The organism is Paenibacillus sp. OAE614 (assembly GCF_040546645.1).
GTDB classification, from domain to species: domain Bacteria; phylum Bacillota; class Bacilli; order Paenibacillales; family Paenibacillaceae; genus Paenibacillus_AQ; species Paenibacillus_AQ favisporus.
Map to the genome: position 1 here is coordinate 7,470,786 of NZ_JBEPOD010000001.1, position 24,103 is coordinate 7,494,888.

A 24,103-nucleotide genomic window follows, 5' to 3' on the forward strand; every position below is an offset into this window, starting at 1 on the left:
ATGAAGATGAAAGAACCGAGCCAATTGGAGAAAATGAACGATTTATTGAAGCTCGTGGCACCCGGTACGCCGTTTCGCGACGGCCTGGAAAACGTGCTGCGCGCCAAAACCGGGGGACTGCTGGTGGTCGGCTACAGTCCCGAAGTGATGGAGGTTGTGGACGGAGGCTTCTCCATCAACTGCGATTTCTCGCCCAACTACTTATATGAGCTGGCCAAGATGGACGGGGCCATCATTTTGAGCGAAGACCTGAAGCGGATTCTGTATGCCAACACCCAGCTGATTCCGGACTCGTCCATATCTTCGATCGAAACGGGGATTCGGCACCGGACGGCCGAACGGGTCGCCAAACAGACCGGCAAGCTGGTCGTGTCGATTTCCCAGCGCCGGAACATTATTACCTTGTACCAAGGGACGCTCCGCTACGCGTTGAAAGAGATCGGCGTCATTCTAACCAAAGCTAACCAGGCGCTTCAGACACTGGAGAAGTACCGGGCGGTGCTGAACCAGTCGCTGACAAACCTGTCGGCTTCCGAATTCGAAGAGCTGGTCACCGTTCCCGAAGTGGTCAACGTCATTCAGCGCGTGGAGATGGTTCTGCGCATCAAGATGGAAATCAAGCGCTACATCAACGAGCTGGGGAACGAAGGGCGCCTGATCAGCATGCAGATGGAAGAGCTCGTGAGCAACATGGAGGAAGAAGCCTGGCTTCTGTACAAAGACTATGCCCGTGACGACAACGATGAGAAGATCCGCGAGATGATCGCCGGATTGAAACGGGCGACCGACGACGAGCTGCTCGATATCCACTATGTCGTCCGCCTGCTGGGATATCCGTTGTCGGCTGCAACCTCAGAAGAGTCTGTAGCACCCCGTGGTTACCGGATCCTCAATAAAATTCCACGTCTGCCGAACGTCATCATTCACAACCTGGTGGAACGCTTTGAACGGCTGCCGCATATCATGATGGCTACGATCGAAGAATTGGATGAAGTGGATGGAATTGGCGAAGTCAGAGCCCGCAATATTAAAGAGGGACTGAAACGCTTGCAGGAACAAGTATTCATTGACAGACAAATTTAAATGCCATACAATCAATGGATGACATGGGGGTACTACGATATTTGAGGTGAGAAAATGTTTACGAAATCAATTCCGAACATGTGTACCTTGGGTAACTTGTTTCTCGGAATGGTAGGGATTATGCTGGCCCTCGACAACAAGCTGAGCTTGGCGGCCATCATGATTATCATTGCAATGCTTCTCGACGGATTGGACGGCCGGGTGGCCCGGGCGCTCAATGCACAGAGTGAGTTGGGCAAGGAACTGGACTCCCTCTCGGATGTAATTTCCTTTGGTGTTGCACCCGCTCTTATCATGTACATTTCTTGTTTCCACGATATGCATCACGCGCTGATCTGGACGGTAACCGCCGTATTTCCCATGTGCGGGGCGCTTCGGCTTGCCCGCTTCAACGTCCAATCAGGCAGCCCGGGATACTTTATAGGTCTGCCTATACCGGCAGCGGGCGGTGTGCTTGCTACATTATCTTTGTTCCGTGATGATATTTCCGCCCCCTATATGATCATCGCCATGCTGCTGCTGTCATACCTGATGGTCAGCACGGTCCGGTATCCGAACTTCAAGAAAATCGGCTTTCCGAAGAAAGCGATGATGTATGCGCCGTTCGTCATTCTTGCCGCAGTTGCGGTCGCCGTCACGTTCCCGGATCAGCTCTCCAAGCTGATTTTCCTGCCGCTGGTGTTGTATGCCGCTTACGGTGTGAAGGAGAACATGAGAAGGTTGTCGCGGAGACGCCGCCGCCATCGCGAGCAGTCCGATAAAGTGTTCAACGACCACTCCTCATAAATGACGTCCTGTTTAATAGAACGGGATGCAAAAATAAAAAGCATTTATTTCCTGCCCGGAGCAGCGAGATAAATGCTTTTTTTGATGTATAAAAAATCTTGTCGTCTATGACATGTTAAACAGACCGAGGGTAGAGCATTTTTGCGATTCCTTCCGGACCACTTCATCCATATTGATATCGAGCAGATTGCACAGCGCCGACATATAAAACAGGTTCCGCCCCAGCTCGGTGCTGATCACCTCGCGGCAGTTCTCGCACAGCTCCCCTTGGACATGGGTCCGTACCGTTTCCTTGGCTTCCTCGAGGTTCAGTCCCGGAGCAAAGGTTTGTTTGGTGGCATGAAGTTCAATACAACCGCAATCCGTAATCGCCTTGGCGACGGACCGGTTAACGGAGGCACTGCTTTGTCCATTCTTTGACAATACATCCAGCAGACTGCGGTGACGGAGCAACAGTTCGGAAACCTGATCTTGAAAGTCTTGTAAACTTGGTGTGCCCATGTAACCTATTCACCTCTAACCTCTAGTTTTTTGAATTGAACTTATTATATTCCAGTCAATTCCCCATTTTCAACCAAAAACGAGACTTCTGTAGGATGGTACAAAAGAAAGGTTCAGCCGTCCAATAAAAATTGGAATATACAGGATTAGGTTGCTGCAAAATGGACCATACTGCTAATGAAATCTGCAACTATTAAAAATATGGATTTAAGGAGGTGAGGGAACTGATGCTGAGGAAATCGATCACGGCATTTGCCGGATTATGCGGGGCATGGATCGGGTACTCGCTGCATCATGCAGCAGGCTGGTCGTTCCCTGGAATTGGTATTGATGATTCGCCGTGGGGCAGCCTGATGTTCGCTGTGGTTGGCGCAATTTTATTTATGTTGATTGGTTCCCTGTGTGCTCAAGCTGTATCGTATCGTCTGCATTCGTTTATCGCTTCGTTCTCGAACACGCCGATGAATGAACTGGCGGCCGGAGCGTCGGGTCTGATCGGAGGACTGCTGCTGGCTCTATTAATCTACCCCAGCCTTGCCTGGATTGGACATGCCGGGGATTTGCTGGCTGTCGGCGTGACGTTTGTGTGCGGTTATATGGGACTCCGGATTGGTTTGGAAAAGAAAGAGGAGCTCGCTTCCCTGTGGACTTCCGGCAAATGGAGCCGGGGCGAGCTGCCGGAGGAACGCCGGATTGAGGAGCATAAAATTCTCGATACGAGCGTCATCATCGACGGCCGGATCGCGGACATCTGCAAAACCGGTTTTATCGAAGGAACGATCGTCATTCCCGAATTCGTACTGGAAGAGCTTCAGCATATCGCGGATTCCTCGGACCTCTTGAAGCGCAACCGCGGACGCAGAGGACTCGATATTTTGAACAAGATCCAGAAGGAATTGGATGTCAGGGTGCTGATCTATGAAGGGGATTTCGAAGAAATTTCCGAAGTGGACAGCAAGCTGGTGAAGCTCGCCAAGGTGCTGCAGGGCAAAGTAGTGACCAACGATTTTAACCTGAACAAGGTATGTGAGCTGCAAGGCGTATCCGTACTGAACATTAACGATTTGGCCAACGCCGTGAAGCCGGTCGTCCTGCCGGGGGAAGAAATTATGGTGCAGGTGATCAAGGACGGCAAAGAGCATGGCCAGGGAGTGGCTTATCTCGATGACGGAACCATGATTGTGGTTGAAGGCGGACGCGACTATATAGGCAATATGATGGAAGTGCTGGTAACGAGCGTGCTGCAGACCTCCGCGGGGCGGATGATCTTCGCCAAACCGAAACTGTTGGAAAAAGCCCAGTAAACGCGGTATGATGGGGGTATACTCTTTTTCGGTCAGTTGTTGAGGAGGCTTTGCATCGACTTGGGCACAGAGAATCAGGTGGGCGTCATTGTGGTATCCGCGGGCCGCGGCTCCCGGATGGGGACGCAGGAAAGCAAGCAGTACCTTATGCTTGAAGACAAGCCCATCATTATGCATACGCTTGACATTTTTGAACAAATGCCGCTGGTGAAAGAAGTGGTCCTGGTCACCGGTGCGGACGATATTCCGCGCTGCGAGCAGTGGATCCAGGATTACGGACTTGGTAAAGTAACCAAGGTCATCGCCGGCGGAAGCGAAAGACAACAATCCGTATACAACGGCTTGATGGAAATTGGCACAGAATGGGTAATGGTTCATGACGGGGTTCGCCCGTTCGTGGAACCGGAACACATTGAGGCATGCTACCGGAAGGCGCTCCAGGAAGGAGCGGCCGTGCTGGCGGTGCCGGTGAAGGATACCATCAAGCAGGTGAACGATTCGGGGACGATTCTGGCGACCCCTGATCGCCGGAGTCTGTGGGCCATTCACACCCCACAGGCTTTTCGTCTTTCCGATTTGAAAAGGGCTCATGAACGCGCCGCAGCGGACGGCTTCGCCGGCACCGACGACTCCATGCTCGTGGAGCGGCTGGGCATTCCCGTGGCGGTTGTGGAAGGCAGCTATACGAATATCAAAATTACGACGCCGGAAGATTTGGAGTACGCCGCATTTATGCAGAAACGCAAGGGAGAGAAAAAGGGATGATACGTGTAGGACAAGGGTTTGACGTTCACCAGCTGGTGGAGGGCAGGCCGTGCATCATTGGCGGAGTCACGATTCCGTACGAGAAGGGGCTGCTGGGACATTCCGACGCGGACGTGCTGCTGCATGCCGTTGCGGATGCGATTTTGGGCGCGCTTGCGCTGGGGGACATCGGCAAGCATTTTCCCGATACGGATCCGGAATTCAAGGACGCGGACAGTTTGAAGCTGCTGCTGCATGTATGGGACCTCGCCAAGGAGCGGGGGTATCGCCTGGGCAACATCGATTCGACCATTATCGCCCAGCGTCCGAAAATGGCTCCTTATATTCCGCAGATGGCTGAAGTCATCGCCAAGGCGCTTGATGCCGACATGACGCAGGTCAACGTGAAGGCGACTACGACGGAGCAGCTCGGATTCACCGGTCGGGGAGAAGGCATTGCAGCCCAATCGGTTGTATGCTTGATCCAAGATGTGCTATCATCTTGAAGGATTTAAGCTGGAATAGGGTAAAGTATTTCTGAACGGACTTTATTGATCAATGATATGACGGAGGGGATCAGGATGAGCAAAGTGCGCGTACGTTATGCACCGAGTCCAACCGGACATTTACATATTGGCAATGCCAGAACGGCGCTGTTTAACTATTTGTATGCCCGTAACCAGGGCGGAGAGTTTATTATCCGAATCGAAGATACGGACGTGAAGCGGAATATCGAAGGCGGCGAAGAAAGCCAGCTGAAGTATTTGAAATGGCTTGGCATGGACTGGGACGAAAGCGTTGATGTGGGCGGGGCGTATGGCCCTTACCGCCAGACCGAACGTCTGGACATTTACAAGAAATACTGGCAGGACCTGCTGGACCGCGGCTTGGCTTACCGCTGCTATTGCACCGAGGAAGAGCTGGAGAAGGAACGGGAAGAGCAGATCGCCCGCGGCGAGACGCCGCGCTATTCCGGCAAGCACCGTGACTTGACGCCTGAGCAGTGCCAGGCATTCGAAGCGGAGGGCCGGGTGGCCAGCATTCGCTTCCGGGTACCGGATAATAAAACGTACACGTTCAACGATATGGTCAAAGGAACGATTTCTTTCAATACCCAGGATACTGGTGACTTTGTCATTGTGAAAAAGGACGGCATTCCGACTTACAACTTCGCGGTGGTGCTCGACGACCATCTGATGGAAATTTCCCACGTCCTGCGCGGGGAAGACCATATTTCCAACACGCCGCGCCAGCTGATGATCTACGAGGCGTTCGGCTGGGAGCCGCCGCAGTTCGGTCATATGACGCTGATCGTGAATGAGAACCACAAGAAGCTCAGCAAGCGGGATGAATCGATCATCCAGTTCATCGAGCAGTACGACCAGTTGGGTTACCTGCCGGAAGCAATGGTGAATTTTATCGCCCTGCTGGGCTGGTCTCCGGAAGGCGAAGAAGAGATTTACAGCAGAGAAGAGCTGATCAAGATCTTCAATCCGGACCGCCTGTCGAAGAGTCCGGCCGTGTTCGATCAGAACAAGCTGGCTCATCTGAACAATACGTACATTAAGAATGCCGATACCGACCGGATTACGGAGCTGGCGATACCGCATTTGCAGCGGGCGAGCCGCCTGCCGGCCGAACTGGATGAGGAGCAAAAGGCCTGGACGCGCAAGCTGGTCGCCCTCTATCAGGAGCAGATGACAGCCGCATCGGATATTGTCGATCTGTCGGAGGTGTTCTTCCGCACCCATCTGGAAATCGATCAGGAAGCCCTGCCAGTACTGGCTGAGGAGCAGGTACCTACCGTATTGTCCGCGCTGCTGGTGAAGATCGAAGCTTCGGAGGAGTATACCGCTTCGCATATTGCCGCGCTTATCAAAGAGGTTCAGAAGGAGACCGGCGTGAAAGGCAAGCAGCTCTTTATGCCAATCCGCGTCGCGCTGACCGGCCAGATGCATGGCCGCGATCTGAACGAGACGATCTTCCTGCTGGGCCGCGGACGCGTTATCGAGCGGCTGAAATCGCAAATTAAGGGAGCATAAGTGGATTCTTTCTTGTAATCACGGCATATTCTAACCCATAAGCTCCCTGAAACACTTCTTGTCAGTAAGACGACTTATCGGCTATAATTACAAGCAAAATCAATTCGGCCCCGCTGTTACTGGGAGTGCCGAATGATCCAATGTGCGATCAGCGAAGATCAGGAGAAGTACATTGATCACGCCATTGACAGAGAGGGTGACCGCAAGGGAGGCGCAAGTTTTCCTTCAGGCTGGAAGTTACCTATTGGCCGGCAGTGGAAATGCACCTGTGAGCTGCATGGATGAGCGGAGGAAGATCTCCCCGTTAGACTGTGCCGGACGTCCGCCGTTATGAGGACAGAAAGTGGGGCTTTTCGTTTGCGATGCAGTCTGCCGGAATCACCGGCGGTCACGTCAGCAGCAAGGCCCAAGCAGAGTGGGACCGCGCGTATAACGTCTCTGCAGCATGATGCTGCAGGGGCGTTTTTTGTTGAAAGAATCTTCGCTGAGCGTGGTTGGGCTTCGATGAACAAGCGTCGATGAAGAAACGTCGATGAACGCTTTTGTTGTCAGGACGAGAAGGGTGTTGTGCCTCCACGTAACGATGGAGAACAGAAGAAGCAAAGAGGGGAACGGATATGTTCAAGCACATGAAATCGGATATCCAAACCGTATTCGAGAATGATCCGGCGGCCAGAAGTCTGTTCGAGGTCATTTTCACCTATTCCGGACTGCATGCCATCTGGGCTCATCGGGTTGCGCATGCACTGTACAAACGCCGGTGGTTTACGCTGGCGCGCGTGATTTCCCAGGTCAGCCGCTTCATGACGGGGATCGAGATCCATCCCGGAGCGAAGATCGGCAAGCGCCTGTTCATCGACCATGGCATGGGCGTGGTCATCGGGGAGACCTGTGAGATCGGGGACGACGTCGTCATTTACCAGGGCGTTACCCTCGGGGGCACCGGGAAGGAAAAAGGCAAACGGCATCCGACCATCGGCAACAATGTCGTCATTGCGTCCGGCGCGAAAGTGCTGGGATCGTTTACGGTCGGAGACCAGTGCAACATCGGAGCCAACTCGGTCGTTCTGAAGGAAGTCCCCTCGAACAGCACGGTGGTGGGCATTCCGGGAAGAATCGTGAAGCAGGACGGGCGCCGGGTGGACCGTCTCAGCCACCAGCTGCCTGACCCGATCGTCGATTCGCTGCGCAGCATGCAGCAGGAGATCGAACAGCTTCGCGGTGAATTGGAAAGACTACAAACGGAAAACAACCGGCTGCAGCAGGAGGAAACCCCGGCTGGAGCACGTTCGAAATAAAGAAGCAGCGAATTTCATGGATGAAAGGAAATGTGGATATGTCCCTTCAAATTTATAATACAATGATCCGGGCGAAAGAAGAGTTTGTGGCGAAGCAGCCGGGAAAGGTGAACATGTACGTGTGCGGTCCGACCGTATACGACTACATTCATATCGGGAATGCGCGTCCGATGATCTTTTTCGACGTCGTTCGCTCGTATCTGGAGCAGATCGGCAACGAAGTCAATTACGTGGTGAACTTCACGGACGTGGACGACAAGCTGATCCGCAAGGCCGAACAGATGAACAGCACCGTGCCGGTGGTGGCGGATACGTTCATTAAAGCGTACTACGAGGACCTCGACGGGCTGGGCATTCATAAGGCGACGATCAACCCGCGGGTGACAGAGAACATGGATAATATCATCTCCTTTATCAAGGAGCTTGAAGACGAAGGCTTCGCTTACGAAAAAGGGGGCGACGTGTTCTACCGGACCGGCAAATTTGCGGGGTATGGCAAGCTTTCGCATCAGAAGCTGGAGGAGCTGCAGTTCGGCATCCGGATCGGCGTCGACGAGCGGAAGGAAAGCCCGGAAGACTTCGTGCTTTGGAAAGCCGCGAAGCCGGGAGAGATTTTCTGGGCAAGCCCTTGGGGCGACGGCCGCCCCGGATGGCACATCGAATGCTCGGCCATGGCCCGCCGCTACCTTGGCGACACCCTGGATATCCACGGAGGCGGGCAGGACCTGCAGTTCCCGCATCACGAGTGCGAAATTGCGCAGTCGGAAGCATTGACCGGCAAACCGCTGGCCAACTACTGGATGCATAACGGGTACATCAAGATCAATAACGAAAAAATGTCGAAATCGCTCGGTAACGGCATTTTGGTCAAGGATCTGCGCGCACAATATAAAAAAGAAGCCATCCGCTACTTCATGCTGTCCACGCATTACCGCAATCCGCTCAACTTCAACAGCGAAACGATGGATCAGGCGATGAAGAGCGTGGAGCGGATCGCCAACGCCGTTACGAATATGAAGCACCGCCTGGATACGGTGGCTCCGGACGGAAACGGTCCGGTCCGCGAATCCGTGCAGCAGAAGCTGGATGCGATTCTCGCTTCCTACTATGAAAAAATGAACGATGATTTCAATACGCCGGATGCGATTACCTCCGTATTCGAATGGGTCAGCGAAGCCAACCTGCTGCTTCAGGAGCCTGTGGCGAACCCTGCGGAACTGCAGGCGATGCTGGCGGCTTTTGACGAATTGAACGCGGTGCTGCGGCTGTATTTCGAGGAAAAAGCCGAGCTTCTGGACGAGGAAGTGGAGCAGCTGATCGCCGAGCGTGCCGAAGCCCGCAAGAACAAAAACTGGGGCCGCGCGGATGAAATCCGTGACGAGCTCGCGGCCAAGGGAATTCTGCTGGAGGATACAGCGCAGGGCATGCGCTGGCGCCGCAAATGAGCGGGGCGGACGGCAATGAATTGCTGCCGGAAAGTGCGGGAAGCTGGATGTTCAGCTACCCGCCATCCAAGCCGGCCCGGCTGATTCCGCCGATCGTCTTGGCTTATATTGGCGATGCTATCTATGAGGTGGCCATTCGCCAATATTTGATTTCCAAGACGAACCTGCGGCCCAATCAGCTGCACCGTTCGGCGACCGGACTCGTCTCGGCCAAGGCCCAGAGCCGGATTGTCGGTGCGCTGGAGGAGATGCTGACCGAAGAGGAACGTGACGTGGTCCGCCAAGGCCGCAACGCCAAGTCGGGCACCATTCCGAAAAATGCCGACGTGCTGGAATACCGGCATGCCACCGCGTTCGAGTCCCTGATCGGATACTTGTACTATACCGGGCAGTTCGAGCGCATGCAGGAGTTAATCGACACAGGGATCAAGTTCATAGAGCAGCAGCCCAAGAAGAAATAAGACGGCAGGCCATCACAGGCAATAAGAATCAGGAGGAAAATCGATGGAGGAAGAAATCATTGCCGGGAAGCATTCGGTCACCGAAGCGCTTCGATCCGGGCGGACGATTAATAAAATATGGATTGCGGAAAATGCCCAAAAGCATCTGACGCAGCCGATCATTTTCGAGGCCAAAAAGCTTGGCGTTGTCATTCAGCAGGTGGACAAACGTAAGCTGGACCAGATGGCGCCGGGTATGCAGCATCAAGGGGTAGTCGCGCAGGCGGCGCCTTATGCCTATGCCGAAGTGGAGGACATCCTGCAGGCAGCAGAAGCCAAGGGGGAGGCACCGTTCATCTTGCTGTTGGATGAGATCGAAGATCCGCACAATCTCGGCTCCATTCTCCGGACCGCAGACTGCACCGGCGTTCATGGGGTAATCGTGCCGAAACGCCGGTCGGCGCAGGTTACCGCGACCGTGTCCAAGACGTCTGCCGGCGCCGCCGAATACGTCCCGGTCGCACGCGTAACGAACCTGGGGCAGACCATTGAGGAGCTGAAAGAGAGAGGGATTTGGGTCGTCGGTACCGACGTGTCGGCTTCCTCCGAGATGTACGACACGAATGTGTTTGACGGCCCCGTCGCCGTAGTCATCGGTAACGAAGGGAAAGGCATGGGCAGACTGATCCGCGAAAAATGCGATGTTTTGGTGAAACTCCCCATGAAAGGTCAAATCAACTCGCTTAACGCTTCCGTGGCCGCGGGAGTCGTGATGTACGAAGTTCTGCGCCGGCGCCGCACCCAAGGTTAGCCGGAATGGCGGCTTTGCGCGATGTGCTTCTGGTCGATGGCTATAATATGATCGGCGGATGGCCGTCCCTTGCAGAGCTGTCGCAGATCAGCATGCAGGAGGCCAGGGACGAGCTGCTGGCCAGGCTGGCCGATTACCAGGCTTTTTCCGGAAGAAAAGTGATCGCGGTATTTGACGCCTACCGGGTGCCGGGTCTGGGCAAATCCTTTTCGCAGAGCAAGGTTCAAGTGTACTTTACGAAGGAGAAGGAGACGGCGGACGAATGCATTGAGCGTCTTGTTGGAGAGCTGACCCGGCGAAGCAGGCAGATCTATGTGGCGACCAGCGATTTGATCGAACAGCATGTCATCTTCGCGCGGGGAGCGCTTCGCTTGTCCGCCCGGGAGCTGCTGATCGAAGTGGAGAACAGCGAGCAGATGATCCAGAAGCGGATCAAGGAAGATCAGGCCAGATCGACGCGCAATACGCTGGACAGCAAGCTGTCGCCGGACATCCGCGAAATCTTCGAACGATGGCGGCGGGAATAGCCAACTTTTGTATGAAATGACAAATTTGCAGCTCTTGACAATTTTGCTATCGCTGTTCTTTTTTGGATAATCCGTGGTTGACGGCTTGGAGAGCATCATTTATACTGTTCGTATATTTCACGAGTAACGGGTACCTTGCGTTGCAGCCGGGGGGTTTCTTGGTGAGCGTCGACCTTAAAGAGTTAATGTTATCTGATTATGATTACAAGACGGATGAGGACGTAGTCGAATATTTCCGCGAAGGTGACAGTGAAGCGCTGGAGTACTTGATTAACAAGTACCGGAATTTCGTGCGGGCCAAAGCCAGATCTTATTTTCTGATCGGCGCCGACCGCGAGGATATCATCCAGGAAGGCATGATCGGTTTATACAAATCGATCCGTGATTTCAGAGGGGACAAGCAGTCCTCGTTCAAGGCTTTTGCCGAGCTGTGCATTACGAGGCAGATCATTACGGCGATCAAGACCGCGACGAGACAGAAGCATATCCCGCTGAATTCTTACGTGTCGTTGGACAAGCCTATCTATGATGAGGATTCCGACCGTACGTTGCTTGACGTGATTTGCGGCTCGCAGGTATGCGATCCGGAAGAGCTGATTATTAACCAGGAAGAGTTCGTCGGACTCGAGGACAAGATGTCCGAGATTCTGAGCGACTTGGAGCGCAAAGTGCTGATGCTGTATTTGGACGGCCGCTCCTATCAGGAAATTGCGGTGGATTTGAAACGGCATGTGAAATCGATCGATAATGCTCTGCAGCGGGTCAAGCGCAAGCTGGAGAGATATTTGGAAGTTCGTGACAATTGAACAGACGCTAAGGTGAAGAAAGGCTCGTAAGGAGTCTTTTTTTATTCACGCCGGAAGTGCCGAGGTTTAACCTCTGGACGAATGAATCATACTGGTAAATGAATGCAGGCGGCTTATGATGAGAAAAAAGGCTTGAAACGACAGGGAATCGTGATTTTTAAACGCGTATTGACAAGGCCATTCTTTCGTTGACATGGTTTGACCCTTGTGATAAAGTGTTTTAGGTAGGCCTAAATTCGCGTGTTTTAATGAATGAGAGAGCAAAGGCTTCGGCACGAGCTTAATCGTTCATTTCGCAGGAACGGTTTTTTTTCTTTTCAGCGATGAAAAGTTTAGGCTGTTTCCTACTAGGGATCAATATTGACTCTTCTGAAATAGAAGGACGTCTTCGGGAGGTGCACAGCATGCGGGTAATTATCACTTTGGCTTGTACGAATTGCAAACAAAGAAACTATACGACTACCAAAAACAAGCGAAATCACCCCGACCGCATGGAGATGAAGAAATTTTGCAAGTTTTGTAACGAGCAAACTCCTCATCGCGAAACCAGATAGTTTTTTGGAGGTGTAGTCGGCGTGAAAGGTTTCAAGTCTCTGTTTTCCTTTTTCTCTGAAAGCTGGGCGGAACTTAAAAAAGTTCGCTGGCCTAATCGTAAAGAGTTGACGAATTACACGCTTATCGTACTTGGCACCATTGCGATCGTCACGATTTATTTTTGGGTTCTAGATATCGGCATTTCCGCTGTGATCGAAGCGATTATTTAAGAAGGGTCCCGGGTGGCTTGATATGGAAAAAAGATGGTACGTAGTTCATACCTACTCTGGGTATGAGAATAAGGTCAAAGCCAATTTGGAAAAACGCGTTGAGTCCATGGGCATGGAAGACAAGATTTTCCGCGTTCTTGTTCCGATGGAGGAAGAAGTGGTAAACAAGGACGGCAAGAAAAAGGTCGTCATGAGAAAGGTTTACCCCGGATATGTCTTGGTGGAAATGATCCAGACTGACGATTCCTGGTACGTTGTACGCAATACGCCAGGGGTTACGGGATTTGTCGGTTCGACGGGTTCGGGTTCCAAGCCGACGCCTTTGCTTCCGGAAGAAGTGGAACAGATTCTGAAGCATATGGGTATGGAAGAGCCGAAGCCGAAGATCGAATTCGATATTAAAGAATCCGTACGTATCAAAGTTGGTCCTTTTGCGAATTTTGTTGGCTCGGTAGAAGAAATTCTCGTCGACAAGAGCAAGCTGAAGGTACACGTCAACATGTTTGGACGGGAAACCCCGCTTGAGCTGGATTATACTCAAGTGGAGAAGATATAAAGTTCTTCAGGTTTCTTGTGGGAGGGCTTCGAGGCCCGCTAACCACTTTTGAAGGAGGTGTCTTACATGGCAAAGAAGGTAATCAAGGTTGTTAAACTGCAAATCCCTGCAGGTAAAGCGAATCCGGCGCCGCCAGTAGGTCCAGCATTGGGTCAAGCAGGTGTCAACATCATGGCATTCTGTAAAGAATTCAACGCTCGTACCGCTGATCAAGCTGGTCTGATCATTCCGGTTGAAATTTCGGTATTTGAGGATCGTTCCTTTACGTTCATTACCAAAACTCCACCGGCTGCAGTTCTGCTTCGCGTAGCTGCCAAAATCGAGAAGGGTTCCGGCGAACCTAACAAGAAGAAAGTCGCTACCGTTAAACGCAGCACTGTCCGTGAAATCGCTGAGCAAAAAATGCCTGACCTGAACGCAGCTTCCGTTGAAGCAGCTATGCGTATGGTTGAAGGTACTGCACGCAGCATGGGTATCACAATCGAAGACTAATCCGGTTTTTCTTGCGACACCCGGCCTATGAGGCCGGCACATGTGGGAGGAATATCCGCTAAAACCACAAAGGAGGAACAAACATGGCTAAACATGGTAAGAAGTATGTTGAAGCTGCCAAGCTGATCGACAGCGAAGCAGTATACGAGCCAGCAGAAGCTGTAGAGCTTGTGAAAAAGGCTGCGACTGCCAAGTTCGACGAAACCGTTGAAGTTGCAGTTCGTTTGGGCGTTGACCCACGTAAACAAGACCAAGCCGTTCGTGGTGTTGTTGTCCTGCCTCATGGCACGGGTAAAACACAACGCGTATTGGTATTTGCGAAAGGTGACAAAGCGAAGGAAGCGGAAGCGGCTGGCGCAGATTTTGTTGGCGATCAAGACATGATCAACAAGATCCAACAAGGCTGGTTCGAATTCGACGTCTGCGTCGCTACACCTGATATGATGAGCGAAGTCGGTAAACTGGGTCGTCTGCTCGGTGGTAAAGGCCTTATGCCTAACCCTAAAGCAGGAACAGTTACGTTCGATGTTGCCAAGGCTGTTCAAGAAATCAAAGCCGGTAAAATCGAATACCGTCTGGACAAAGCAGGTCAAATTCACGCACCGATCGGTAAAGTATCTTTTGATGCGGCCAAACTGAATGAGAACCTCAAATCTCTCATCGACGCACTCAACCGTGCTAAACCAGCTGCTGCAAAAGGTGTTTATCTGAAGGGGATCGCCGTATCCTCGACGATGGGACCAAGCGCACGCGTGAATACAGCAACCTTTAAATAAGTTATCGTTGACTCGTTCTGAGTTATCTGTTACTATATAAAAGTTGTTGTTTAGGTCCTTGTGACCGACCACTAAAGTTGAATATGCTTACCGTAGACAGTAGGTGCCTAAGGGCTTAATTTCCTACCGAGGTGTTGTGATAGAATATATGTGATTTTCCTGCGCTTTGCCCGGACAATCATCATTCATCAGGCCTTCGTAAATCTACGGAGGCTTTTTACTTGCCTATGAAATCGGAGAAGTCAAGAGTACTCAGACTCGAAGCGGATTCCGACGTAGATCGAACTGTCGGCCGGTGAGTCCGGCTGGACAGTCATTGAAACTTTCAGGAGGTGTAGACATTGGCAAACGCAAAAGTGATTCAAGCGAAACAAGAAGCTGTAGAAGCGGTAACTGCAAAATTGCGCGAAAGTGCAACGACAGTAGTAGCCGACTACCGCGGATTGAACGTTGCCCAAGCTACCGAACTGCGTAAGCAGCTTCGCGAAGCGGGTGTTGAATTCCAAGTGTTGAAGAACACTTTGCTGCGCCGTGCGACTGCCGCTGCTGAGCTGTCTGAACTGGACGAAGTATTGACCGGTCCAACAGCTATCGCATTCAGTGCAGAAGACGCCGTAGCACCAGCTAAAATCCTTAACGATTTTGCTAAGAAGAACGAAGCTTTGAAACTGAAAGGTGCCGTGGTTGAAGGCCGTGTAGTCGGCGTTGACCAAATCAAGGCGCTGGCAGAACTGCCATCCCGCGAGGGTCTCCTTTCCATGCTCCTCAGCGTGCTTCAAGCTCCAGTTCGCAACTTCGCGCTTGCAGTTAAGGCTGTGGCTGAGAAAGAAGAACAAGGAGCATAAGCTTCCCGTTCTGACAGCTTAAAAGTAAACAAAAAATAATTTTATTATAAAATGGAGGTTCAACCATGAGTAAAGAGCAAATCTTGGAATCAATCAAAGGTATGACTGTTTTGGAACTGAACGACCTGGTTAAAGCAATCGAAGAAGAATTCGGCGTAACTGCTGCAGCTCCAGTAGCTGTAGTTGGCGGCGGCGCTGGCGCAGCTGAAGCTGCTGAGCAAACTGAATTCGACGTAATCCTGGCTAACGCTGGTGCTTCCAAAATCAACGTTATCAAAGCCGTTCGCGAAATCACAGGTCTTGGCTTGAAAGAAGCTAAAGAACTCGTTGACAACGCTCCAAAACCACTGAAAGAAAAAGTGGGTAAAGAAGAAGCTGAATCCGTTAAAGCTAAATTGGAAGAAGCAGGCGCTACTGTAGAAGTGAAGTAATTCCTTCTCAGTTGAAGCACATAGCAAACCCCTTGATCATTCAAGGGGTTTGTTTTTGTAAAACCGCATCCCTTGTGACTAAACGATTAGAACCAGGGGATCCTGTGTAATGAAACCAAGGATTCGGAGGGAAAGCATGTCACAGCATTACTATTCCAACCAGCCCGAAGCCGGACATGACCGGCGGAGTCTGGAAGAGCGACTGCGGGGTGCAGTCTATAAGTTCACGAGCGACGCCGGAGTGTTTTCCAAGAAGGGAATTGATTTTGGCAGCAAGGTGCTGATCGAAGCGATGGATATTCCGCAGGGGGCCGAAGTTCTGGATGTGGGCTGCGGGTACGGTCCTATCGGACTGGTGGCGGCAAGACTGGCCGGGGATGGGCATGTGACGATGCTGGATGTGAACAGCCGCGCAGTGGAACTCGCCAAGGAAAATGCCAGGCTGAACGGAATTACGAACGTGACGATTCTGGAGAGCGATCTGCTGCAGCAGGTAGAAGGGAAAGCTTTCGATGTCATCCTGACCAATCCGCCGATTCGTGCTGGCAAGGAAACGGTGCATCGGATTTTCGAGCAGGCGTATGAGCATCTTCGTGAAGGAGGATCCTTGTGGATCGTGATTCAGAAGAAGCAGGGGGCACCATCGGCAAAGGCGAAGCTGGAGAGCTTGTTCGCACAGGTGGAGGAAGTCACCAAGGATAAAGGGTACCGGATTTTTAAGGCTACAAAATCTTTTCAATAATATGCAATAGGACTATTGACTTGAAAAATCATGTGTGATATTATTATAAAATGTCAGTATTAGGATAGGCTTCTTGTCTTTAGTTGGCTGAAATGTCAATAGTTTTTATGCGGAGATATGCATAAAATAGGGCATGTCCACGTATAATATGTACATTTTGGGCAAATCTACTGGATATGAAGTCACTTCTATGTTTAGAAGGCAAGACCATGGATAAGTTGCTCTTTGTTCGAAAGCATTCGGGTAAGGGCTTTTCTTTATTTGTGGATGAATCCTCTGCATGAATCCATTATAAGGTTCCAAACAGAGGTTCGCAATCAATTTTTAAAGTGAGTAGACATGAGGGGTGAGTTAAAGTTGGCAGGACATCTTGTTCAGTATGGTCGACGCACTCGGCGAAGTTATGCACGAATTAATGAAGTACTTGAGATTCCGAACCTGATCGAAATCCAACAGAAATCATACGAATGGTTTTTGGAGGAAGGATTGCGCGAAATGTTCCAGGATATCTCGCCAATTCAGGATTTTACGGGCAATTTGGTGCTGGAGTTCATCGACTACAGCCTGGGCGAACCCAAATACACCGTCGATGACGCGAAAGAGCGTGACGTGACGTATGCGGCACCGCTTCGGGTGAAAGTACGGCTCATCAACAAAGAAACCGGAGAAGTCAAAGAACAGGAAGTATTCATGGGAGATTTCCCGCTGATGACGGAGACCGGTACATTTATTATCAACGGTGCAGAACGGGTCATTGTCAGCCAGTTGGTACGCTCTCCTAGCGTCTATTTCAGCACGAAAGTCGATAAAAACGGTAAGAAAACCTACACTGCAACGGTGATTCCAAACCGTGGTGCCTGGCTTGAACTGGAGACGGATGCAAAGGACATCATGTATGTCCGGATCGACCGTACCCGTAAAATCCCGGTTACCGTTTTGCTGCGGGCGCTTGGTTTCGGCAGCGACGCCGAAATTTTGGACCTGCTCGGCAACGACGAATACATCCGCAACACGCTGGACAAAGACAACACCGATTCCACGGAAAAAGCGCTCATCGAAATTTACGAACGCCTCCGTCCGGGCGAGCCGCCTACCCTCGACAATGCGAAGAGCTTGCTGGTAGCGCGCTTCTTTGATCCAAAGCGTTATGATCTGGCCAATGTCGGCCGCTATAAAATCAATAAAAAGCTGCATATCAAGAACCGTCTGTTCAACCAGCGTCTTGCTGAATCGCTGATCGACACCGATACCGGTGAGATCATTGCCGAAGCCGGACAAATGGTGGACCGCCGTCTCCTTGACGAAATCCTGCCGCACCTGGAGAAGAATGTCGGACACAAGACGTACCATGTTGCCAATGGTGTGCTTGACGCTGACGACATTCCGATGCAGAGCATCGACGTATTCTCCCCGATCGAAGACGGCAAGGTCGTCAAAGTGATTGCAAACGGGAATATTGATAAATCGGTTAAACATATTACGCCTGCTGATATTATTTCCTCGATCAGCTACTTTATTAACTTGCTGCATGGCATCGGCGACACGGACGATATCGACCACCTCGGTAACCGTCGTCTGCGTTCGGTCGGTGAACTGCTGCAGAACCAGTTCCGTATCGGTCTGTCCCGTATGGAACGCGTCGTACGCGAAAGAATGTCCATCCAGGATGCGAATGTCATCACGCCGCAAGCCCTGATCAACATTCGACCGGTTATCGCGTCGATCAAAGAGTTCTTCGGAAGCTCCCAGCTGTCCCAGTTTATGGACCAGACCAACCCGCTTGCTGAACTGACGCACAAACGCCGTCTGTCTGCACTCGGACCCGGCGGTTTGACGCGTGAGCGCGCGGGCTTTGAAGTTCGTGACGTCCATCACAGTCACTACGGCCGGATGTGTCCAATCGAGACGCCGGAAGGTCCGAACATCGGCTTGATCAACTCCTTGTCTACGTTCGCACGGATCAACGAATACGGCTTTATCGAAGCTCCGTACCGTTGGGTCGATCCGAAGACGGGTGTTGTAACAGATCAGATCGACTACCTGACAGCTGACGAGGAAGACAACTATGTGGTCGCACAGGCAAACGCAAAGCTGAATGAAGACGGCACGTTTGCGGAGGATATGGTTATCGTCCGTTACAACAAGCAGTCCGACAACATTTTGCCGATGCCTAGCGAACGCGTGGATTACATGGACGTTTCGCCGAAACAGGTCGTGTCGGTCGCAACGGCGCTCATTCCGTTCCTCGAGAACGATGACTCCAACCGCGCCCTGATGGGATCGAACATGCAGCGTCAGGCTGTGCCGCTTCTCGTGCCTAAAGCTCCGCTGGTTGGTACAGGAATGGAACACAAGTCTGCAAAGGATTCCGGGGTATGTATCGTTTCCAAATATGACGGTGTGGTTGAACGTTCTTCCGCCAACGAAATCTGGGTGCGCCGCATCGAGACCGTGGACGGCAAAGAAGTCAAAGGCGACATCGTTAAACATAAATTACACAAATTTATGCGTTCGAACCAAGGCACATGCATCAACCAGCGTCCGATCGTGAAGAGAGGCGACGTCATCAAGAAGGGCGACATCCTTGCGGACGGACCTTCGACGGAAATGGGCGAGTTGGCTCTTGGACGTAACGTCGTCGTAGCATTCATGACCTGGGAAGGTTATAACTACGAGGATGCCATCCTCCTTAGCGAGAAGCTGGTGAAGGAAGATGTGTACACTTCGATTCACATCGAGGAATACGAATCCGAAGCGCGCGACACCAAGCTCGGACCGGAAGAAATTACCCGCGATATTCCGAACGTCGGCGAGGAAGCTCTCAAGAACCTCGACGAGCGCGGCATTATCCGGATCGGTGCCGAAATCAGCGCCGGCGACATTCTCGTCGGCAAAGTTACACCGAAAGGCGTAACGGAGCTGACAGCGGAAGAACGCCTGCTGCACGCCATCTTCGGTGAGAAGGCGCGTGAAGTGCGCGACACCTCCCTGCGCGTACCGCATGGTAGTGACGGGATTATCGTGGACGTCAAAGTGTTTACCCGTGAGAACGGCGACGAGCTGCCTCCTGGTGTAAACCAACTGGTTCGGGTGTACATCGCTCAGAAGCGTAAAATTTCTGAAGGTGACAAAATGGCCGGACGTCACGGTAACAAAGGGGTCGTGGCCCGCATCCTGCCGGAAGAAGATATGCCGTTCCTGCCGGACGGTACGCCTGTACAGGTCGTACTGAACCCGCTCGGGGTACCTTCCCGGATGAACATCGGGCAGGTTCTGGAAGTCCACTTGGGCTTTGCAGCCATGCGTCTTGGTATTCACGTGGCTACGCCGGTATTCGACGGCGCCAATGAATACGACGTATTTGACACCATGGAAGAAGCCGGCATGCAGCGCAACGGTAAGACGCGTCTGTACGACGGCCGCACGGGCGAGATGTTCGAACGTGAAGTTACCGTCGGCGTCATGCACATGATCAAGCTGGCCCACATGGTTGACGATAAAATCCATGCCCGTTCAACTGGACCATACTCGCTCGTTACGCAGCAGCCTCTGGGTGGTAAAGCCCAGTTCGGCGGACAGCGCTTCGGTGAGATGGAAGTTTGGGCGCTGGAAGCATACGGCGCCGCATATACACTGCAAGAGATCCTGACCGTCAAATCCGACGATGTGGTCGGCCGGGTGAAAACCTACGAGTCCATCGTTAAAGGCGAGAACGTTCCGGAACCGGGTGTTCCTGAATCGTTCAAGGTTCTGATCAAAGAGCTTCAATCCCTCGGTATGGATGTTAAGATCCTGAGCGGTGACGAGCAGGAGATCGAGATGAAAGAGCTCGATGATGAAGACGAGGCAGCCGGCGATAAGCTGAGCCTCAACCTGGAAGGCGAAGAAGTCGGAGTGGAATAAAGACCGTGTGAAGGCGGGCGGGGATACCGTCCGTCCTCATTCACGGTTTAAATCATTAGGACTAGGTTAAGGAGGGTTGCTCCTTGTTGGACGTTAACAATTTCGAATTCATGAAGATCGGGCTTGCATCCCCGGAGAAAATTCGTTCATGGTCCCGCGGAGAAGTGAAAAAGCCGGAAACCATCAATTACCGTACGCTCAAACCGGAGAAAGAAGGCCTGTTCTGCGAACGGATTTTTGGACCGCAAAAAGACTGGGAATGCCATTGCGGCAAATATAAGCGTGTCCGTTACAAAGGCGTAGTCTGCGATCGCTGCGGCGTAGAAGTTACCCGCGCGAAGGTGCGCCGCGAACGGATGGGCCATATTGAGCTGGCAGCTCCTGTATCCCATATCTGGTACTTTAAAGGCATTCCGAGCCGTATGGGTCTCGCTTTGGATATGTCGCCAAGATCTCTGGAAGAGATCATTTACTTTGCATCTTATGTAGTAACCGACCCTGGAGATACGCCTCTGGAGAAGAAACAGCTTCTGTCCGAGAAAGAATACCGCAGCTACCGTGAAAAATACGGCTATGGTTTCCAAGCGGGCATGGGTGCTGAAGCGATCAAGAAGCTGCTGCAGGATCTCGATATTGAAAAGGAACTCGAGTTTCTGAAGGAAGAGCTGCGCACGGCTCAAGGCCAACGCCGTAACCGTGCGATCAAGCGTCTGGAAGTCATCGAGGCTTTCCGCAACTCCGGCAACAAGCCAGAGTGGATGATCATGGACGTATTGCCGGTTATCCCTCCGGAACTGCGCCCGATGGTACAGCTGGACGGCGGACGTTTTGCAACGTCTGACCTGAACGACTTGTACCGCCGCGTGATCAACCGGAACAACCGCTTGAAGCGTCTGCTTGACCTGGGAGCTCCGGACATCATCGTTCAGAACGAAAAACGGATGCTGCAGGAAGCGGTTGACGCCCTGATCGACAACGGCCGCCGCGGCCGTCCGGTTACTGGACCAGGCAACCGTCCGCTGAAATCCCTCAGCCACATGCTGAAAGGTAAGCAAGGACGTTTCCGGCAAAACCTGCTCGGTAAACGAGTTGACTATTCCGGCCGTTCCGTTATCGTCGTTGGTCCGTACCTGAAAATGTATCAGTGCGGTCTGCCGAAGAAAATGGCGCTGGAACTGTTCAAGCCGTTTGTCATGAAAGAACTTGTAAACAAGGGCCTCGCCCATAACATTAAGAGCGCCAAACGTAAGGTTGAGCGCGTAAGTCCGGAAGTCTGGGACGTTCTCGAAGAAGTCATTAAAGAGCATCCGGTTCTGCTGAACCGTGCCCCTACGCTTCACCGTCTCGGTATCCAGGCGTTTGAACCGATCCTGGTGGAAGGTCACGCGATCCGTCTGCATCCGCTCGTATGTACGGCCTACAACGCCGACTTCGACGGTGACCAGATGGCGGTTCACGTTCCGCTGTCCGCAGAGGCACAGGCTGAAGCCCGTATCCTCATGCTGGCATCCGGCAACATTTTGAACCCTAAAGACGGTAAACCTGTCGTAACTCCTTCACAGGATATGGTTCTCGGATCTTTCTATCTGACCATGGACAACAAGGAAGAGAAAGGTTCCGGCATGATCCTGAGCTCTGTGAACGAAGCCGTATCGGCTTACCAACGCGGAACCGCAGGTCTGCACGCACGGGTAGCCATTCCGGTAAAAGCGCTCGGCAAAACGAGCTTTACCGACAAGCAGCAGGACGCAATGCTCTTGACGACCGTCGGACGCATCATTTTCAACGAAATTTTCCCGAGCAGCTTCCCGTACATTAACGAAGCAACCCGCGACAATCTGTTCAACGGAACGCCGGAAAAATATTTCGTCTATGAAAAAGGCGCGGACATCCGCGAGCGCATGTACGACCTGCCTATAAGCAGCGCTGTTGGTAAAGAGTATCTGGGCCAAATCATTGCCCGCTGCTTCGAGATTTACCACACAACGGAAACTTCCGTTATTCTGGACAAAATCAAGCAGCTCGGCTTCACGTATTCGACGCGTGCCGGCGTAACCGTTGCGGTATCCGACGTTATCGTTCCTGATGAGAAACAGGCGATCCTGAAGGAATCCGACGAGAAGGTTGCAGTCGTTACGAACCAATACCGCCGCGGCTTGATTACGAACGAAGAACGGTACGACCGCGTTATCGATATTTGGTCCAAGGCGAAGGATGACATTACGGACATCCTGATGAAATCCATGGACCGCTTTAACTCCATCATGCTCATGGTTGATTCCAAAGCACGGGGTAATAAATCGCAGATTACTCAGCTCGGCGGCATGCGGGGTCTGATGGCGAACCCATCCGGCCGGATCATCGAACTCCCGATCAAATCCAACTTCCGTGAAGGCCTGACCGTCCTCGAGTACTTCCTGTCGACGCACGGTGCCCGTAAAGGTCTGGCGGATACCGCGCTGCGTACAGCGGACTCTGGTTACCTGACACGCCGTCTGGTTGACGTTGCCCAGGACGTTATCGTCCGCGAAGAAGACTGCGGTACCGATAAAGGCTTTACCGTCAGCCGGATTCAGGATGGTAAAGAGGTTATCGAGGATCTGTATGACCGTATTGAAGGACGCTACTGCTTCGAGACGGTTCGTCATCCGGAAACCAACGAAATTCTGGTTAACCGCAACGAGCTGATCGATTCGGATAAAGCGAACCTGATCGTCAACTCCGGCGTAACAAAACTGCAAATCCGTTCGGTACTCAGCTGCCGTGCCCGTCATGGTGTGTGTAAGAAGTGCTACGGACGTAACCTGGCCACAGGCAAATTCGTGGAAATCGGGGAAGCGGTCGGCATTATCGCCGCGCAATCCATCGGTGAACCAGGAACCCAGCTTACCATGCGTACGTTCCATACCGGTGGTGTCGCAGGGGACGATATTACCCAAGGTCTTCCGCGTATTCAGGAGCTTTTCGAAGCCCGGAATCCGAAAGGTCAGGCAACTATCAGTGAAATCGACGGCGTCGTGAAGGAAATCCGCGAAGCGAAAGACCGTCGTGAAATCGAAGTCCAAGGTGAAGCGGAAACGAAAGTGTACTCCGTTACCTACGGTTCCCGTCTGCGCGTAAGCGAAGGTCAGGAAATCGAAGCCGGCGACGAGCTGACAGACGGTTCCATCGACCCGAAAGAAATGCTGCGCATTAAAGGCATCCGTGGTGTGCAGAACTACATTCTGCAGGAAGTACAGCGCGTATACCGTAACCAGGGCGTAGAAATCAATGATAAGCACGTCGAAGTGATGATCAAGCAGATGCTGCGTAAAATCCGTATCGTCGATGCGGGAGATACACCGCTTCTTCCTGGATCATTCACCGACATTCATGAATACGAAGCAGCGAACAAAGAAGCAATCCTGTCCGGAAAAGAGCCTGCGGTGGCCAAACCGGTTCTGCTCGGTATCACCAAGGCTTCCCTGGAGACCGATTCCTTCTTGTCCGCGGCATCCTTCCAGGAGACGACCCGCGTTCTTACCGATGCGGCGATCAAAGGCAAGGTTGACCAGCTGCTCGGCCTGAAAGAAAATGTCATCATCGGTAAATTGATCCCTGCAGGTACCGGTATGAACCGTTACCGCAGTGTCAAATTCGATGATCCGAACATCGAAGATCAGGACTCCAAGGAGCTTGAAACGGCAACAGTAGAGTAATAGACTGCTAATCAGGCGGTTTTGCGCGGAGGCGGCATGAAAAAAGGCTGCTTCCGCGAAAACTTTCCTGAAACATTCTTGACATCGCCTAATGCAAGTGCTAATATAG

23 protein-coding genes and 1 other annotated feature are annotated in these 24,103 nt (G+C 52.2%); of the genes, 22 read left to right on the forward strand and 1 reads right to left on the reverse strand.

Annotated elements, in window-relative coordinates; genetic code table 11:
• Positions 1-6: 6 nt before the first annotated feature.
• Together disA and pssA are read left to right on the forward strand one after the other, a co-directional pair.
• Positions 7-1,083, forward strand: coding sequence for a DNA integrity scanning diadenylate cyclase DisA (disA, locus tag ABIE48_RS34065; protein ID WP_076176708.1), 1,077 nt, complete (start codon positions 7-9; stop codon positions 1,081-1,083).
• Between the two features lie 54 nt (positions 1,084-1,137).
• Positions 1,138-1,869, forward strand: a complete 732-nt coding sequence (gene pssA / locus ABIE48_RS34070; RefSeq protein WP_145030025.1) for a CDP-diacylglycerol--serine O-phosphatidyltransferase — start codon at positions 1,138-1,140, stop codon at positions 1,867-1,869.
• 105 nt (positions 1,870-1,974) lie between these two features.
• On the opposite strand, the gene ABIE48_RS34075 is transcribed toward pssA, so the two are convergent.
• Positions 1,975-2,370: a nucleoside triphosphate pyrophosphohydrolase family protein gene (locus ABIE48_RS34075; protein ID WP_076176710.1), complete on the reverse strand. Its 396-nt coding sequence runs from the start codon at positions 2,368-2,370 to the stop codon at positions 1,975-1,977.
• Between the two features lie 227 nt (positions 2,371-2,597).
• On the opposite strand from ABIE48_RS34075, the gene ABIE48_RS34080 reads away from it, so the two are divergent.
• The 20 genes from ABIE48_RS34080 (at position 2,598) to rpoC (ending at position 23,994) form a co-directional block, all read left to right on the forward strand.
• Positions 2,598-3,674 (forward strand): PIN/TRAM domain-containing protein, encoded by a 1,077-nt coding sequence (locus tag ABIE48_RS34080; protein ID WP_145030023.1) that lies wholly within the window; start codon positions 2,598-2,600, stop codon positions 3,672-3,674.
• Positions 3,675-3,728: 54 nt separating this feature from the next.
• A complete protein-coding gene (ispD, locus tag ABIE48_RS34085; protein ID WP_374954596.1) occupies positions 3,729-4,439 on the forward strand; it encodes a 2-C-methyl-D-erythritol 4-phosphate cytidylyltransferase in 711 nt (236 codons plus the stop codon).
• The gene (ispF, locus tag ABIE48_RS34090) at positions 4,436-4,924 is read left to right on the forward strand and encodes a 2-C-methyl-D-erythritol 2,4-cyclodiphosphate synthase (RefSeq protein ID WP_192717554.1); all 489 of its coding nucleotides are present in this window, start codon (positions 4,436-4,438) and stop codon (positions 4,922-4,924) included. The genes ispD and ispF overlap by 4 nt, the downstream gene beginning before the upstream one ends.
• Before the next feature lie 75 nt (positions 4,925-4,999).
• On the forward strand, positions 5,000-6,460 hold the full coding sequence (gltX, locus tag ABIE48_RS34095; protein WP_192717553.1) for a glutamate--tRNA ligase: 1,461 nt from the start codon (positions 5,000-5,002) through the stop codon (positions 6,458-6,460).
• Between the two features lie 617 nt (positions 6,461-7,077).
• Positions 7,078-7,758 carry a serine O-acetyltransferase gene (gene cysE / locus ABIE48_RS34100; protein ID WP_116234485.1) on the forward strand — a complete coding sequence of 227 codons (681 nt, stop codon included), beginning with the start codon at positions 7,078-7,080 and terminating at the stop codon, positions 7,756-7,758.
• Positions 7,759-7,796: 38 nt separating this feature from the next.
• Positions 7,797-9,203, forward strand: coding sequence for a cysteine--tRNA ligase (cysS, locus tag ABIE48_RS34105; RefSeq protein ID WP_145030035.1), 1,407 nt, complete (start codon positions 7,797-7,799; stop codon positions 9,201-9,203).
• Positions 9,200-9,664, forward strand: a complete 465-nt coding sequence (locus tag ABIE48_RS34110) for a Mini-ribonuclease 3 (RefSeq protein WP_145030018.1) — start codon at positions 9,200-9,202, stop codon at positions 9,662-9,664. The genes cysS and ABIE48_RS34110 overlap by 4 nt, the downstream gene beginning before the upstream one ends.
• A gap of 43 nt (positions 9,665-9,707) precedes the next feature.
• On the forward strand, positions 9,708-10,454 hold the full coding sequence (rlmB, locus tag ABIE48_RS34115) for a 23S rRNA (guanosine(2251)-2'-O)-methyltransferase RlmB (RefSeq protein ID WP_089549793.1): 747 nt from the start codon (positions 9,708-9,710) through the stop codon (positions 10,452-10,454).
• Positions 10,455-10,459: 5 nt separating this feature from the next.
• Positions 10,460-10,981: an NYN domain-containing protein gene (locus ABIE48_RS34120; RefSeq protein ID WP_076176718.1), complete on the forward strand. Its 522-nt coding sequence runs from the start codon at positions 10,460-10,462 to the stop codon at positions 10,979-10,981.
• A 161-nt stretch (positions 10,982-11,142) separates the two neighbouring features.
• Positions 11,143-11,787 carry an RNA polymerase sporulation sigma factor SigH gene (sigH, locus tag ABIE48_RS34125; protein WP_076176719.1) on the forward strand — a complete coding sequence of 215 codons (645 nt, stop codon included), beginning with the start codon at positions 11,143-11,145 and terminating at the stop codon, positions 11,785-11,787.
• A 404-nt stretch (positions 11,788-12,191) separates the two neighbouring features.
• Positions 12,192-12,341: a 50S ribosomal protein L33 gene (gene rpmG / locus ABIE48_RS34130; RefSeq protein WP_076176720.1), complete on the forward strand. Its 150-nt coding sequence runs from the start codon at positions 12,192-12,194 to the stop codon at positions 12,339-12,341.
• Between the two features lie 21 nt (positions 12,342-12,362).
• On the forward strand, positions 12,363-12,551 hold the full coding sequence (gene secE / locus ABIE48_RS34135) for a preprotein translocase subunit SecE (protein WP_076176721.1): 189 nt from the start codon (positions 12,363-12,365) through the stop codon (positions 12,549-12,551).
• A gap of 22 nt (positions 12,552-12,573) precedes the next feature.
• Complete coding sequence (gene nusG / locus ABIE48_RS34140) at positions 12,574-13,107, forward strand: transcription termination/antitermination protein NusG (protein ID WP_076176722.1); 534 nt, start codon at positions 12,574-12,576, stop codon at positions 13,105-13,107.
• A gap of 66 nt (positions 13,108-13,173) precedes the next feature.
• The gene (gene rplK / locus ABIE48_RS34145) at positions 13,174-13,599 is read left to right on the forward strand and encodes a 50S ribosomal protein L11 (protein WP_076176723.1); all 426 of its coding nucleotides are present in this window, start codon (positions 13,174-13,176) and stop codon (positions 13,597-13,599) included.
• 83 nt (positions 13,600-13,682) lie between these two features.
• Positions 13,683-14,375, forward strand: coding sequence for a 50S ribosomal protein L1 (gene rplA, locus ABIE48_RS34150; protein ID WP_076176724.1), 693 nt, complete (start codon positions 13,683-13,685; stop codon positions 14,373-14,375).
• Between the two features lie 72 nt (positions 14,376-14,447).
• Positions 14,448-14,604, forward strand: a sequence feature (ribosomal protein L10 leader region).
• A gap of 112 nt (positions 14,605-14,716) precedes the next feature.
• The gene (gene rplJ, locus ABIE48_RS34155) at positions 14,717-15,220 is read left to right on the forward strand and encodes a 50S ribosomal protein L10 (protein WP_145030015.1); all 504 of its coding nucleotides are present in this window, start codon (positions 14,717-14,719) and stop codon (positions 15,218-15,220) included.
• A gap of 65 nt (positions 15,221-15,285) precedes the next feature.
• Complete coding sequence (rplL, locus tag ABIE48_RS34160; RefSeq protein ID WP_076176726.1) at positions 15,286-15,651, forward strand: 50S ribosomal protein L7/L12; 366 nt, start codon at positions 15,286-15,288, stop codon at positions 15,649-15,651.
• A 136-nt stretch (positions 15,652-15,787) separates the two neighbouring features.
• On the forward strand, positions 15,788-16,393 hold the full coding sequence (locus tag ABIE48_RS34165; RefSeq protein WP_105441904.1) for a class I SAM-dependent methyltransferase: 606 nt from the start codon (positions 15,788-15,790) through the stop codon (positions 16,391-16,393).
• Positions 16,394-16,750: 357 nt separating this feature from the next.
• The gene (gene rpoB, locus ABIE48_RS34170) at positions 16,751-20,296 is read left to right on the forward strand and encodes a DNA-directed RNA polymerase subunit beta (RefSeq protein ID WP_145030013.1); all 3,546 of its coding nucleotides are present in this window, start codon (positions 16,751-16,753) and stop codon (positions 20,294-20,296) included.
• Between the two features lie 83 nt (positions 20,297-20,379).
• Positions 20,380-23,994 (forward strand): DNA-directed RNA polymerase subunit beta', encoded by a 3,615-nt coding sequence (gene rpoC, locus ABIE48_RS34175; protein ID WP_105441903.1) that lies wholly within the window; start codon positions 20,380-20,382, stop codon positions 23,992-23,994.
• The last annotated feature ends 109 nt before the right edge of the window (positions 23,995-24,103 follow it).

Bases quoted from the DNA above. Each gene is read 5' to 3' on its own strand.
- disA (WP_076176708.1), top strand. From the start codon at position 7: ATGAAAGAACCGAGCCAATTGGAGAAAATGAACGATTTATTGAAGCTC.
- pssA (WP_145030025.1), top strand. From the start codon at position 1,138: ATGTTTACGAAATCAATTCCGAACATGTGTACCTTGGGTAACTTGTTT.
- ABIE48_RS34075 (WP_076176710.1), bottom strand. From the start codon at position 2,370: ATGGGCACACCAAGTTTACAAGACTTTCAAGATCAGGTTTCCGAACTG.
- ABIE48_RS34080 (WP_145030023.1), top strand. From the start codon at position 2,598: ATGCTGAGGAAATCGATCACGGCATTTGCCGGATTATGCGGGGCATGG.
- ispF (WP_192717554.1), top strand. From the start codon at position 4,436: ATGATACGTGTAGGACAAGGGTTTGACGTTCACCAGCTGGTGGAGGGC.
- gltX (WP_192717553.1), top strand. From the start codon at position 5,000: ATGAGCAAAGTGCGCGTACGTTATGCACCGAGTCCAACCGGACATTTA.
- cysE (WP_116234485.1), top strand. From the start codon at position 7,078: ATGTTCAAGCACATGAAATCGGATATCCAAACCGTATTCGAGAATGAT.
- cysS (WP_145030035.1), top strand. From the start codon at position 7,797: ATGTCCCTTCAAATTTATAATACAATGATCCGGGCGAAAGAAGAGTTT.
- ABIE48_RS34110 (WP_145030018.1), top strand. From the start codon at position 9,200: ATGAGCGGGGCGGACGGCAATGAATTGCTGCCGGAAAGTGCGGGAAGC.
- rlmB (WP_089549793.1), top strand. From the start codon at position 9,708: ATGGAGGAAGAAATCATTGCCGGGAAGCATTCGGTCACCGAAGCGCTT.
- ABIE48_RS34120 (WP_076176718.1), top strand. From the start codon at position 10,460: ATGGCGGCTTTGCGCGATGTGCTTCTGGTCGATGGCTATAATATGATC.
- rpmG (WP_076176720.1), top strand. From the start codon at position 12,192: ATGCGGGTAATTATCACTTTGGCTTGTACGAATTGCAAACAAAGAAAC.
- nusG (WP_076176722.1), top strand. From the start codon at position 12,574: ATGGAAAAAAGATGGTACGTAGTTCATACCTACTCTGGGTATGAGAAT.
- rplK (WP_076176723.1), top strand. From the start codon at position 13,174: ATGGCAAAGAAGGTAATCAAGGTTGTTAAACTGCAAATCCCTGCAGGT.
- rplA (WP_076176724.1), top strand. From the start codon at position 13,683: ATGGCTAAACATGGTAAGAAGTATGTTGAAGCTGCCAAGCTGATCGAC.
- rplL (WP_076176726.1), top strand. From the start codon at position 15,286: ATGAGTAAAGAGCAAATCTTGGAATCAATCAAAGGTATGACTGTTTTG.
- ABIE48_RS34165 (WP_105441904.1), top strand. From the start codon at position 15,788: ATGTCACAGCATTACTATTCCAACCAGCCCGAAGCCGGACATGACCGG.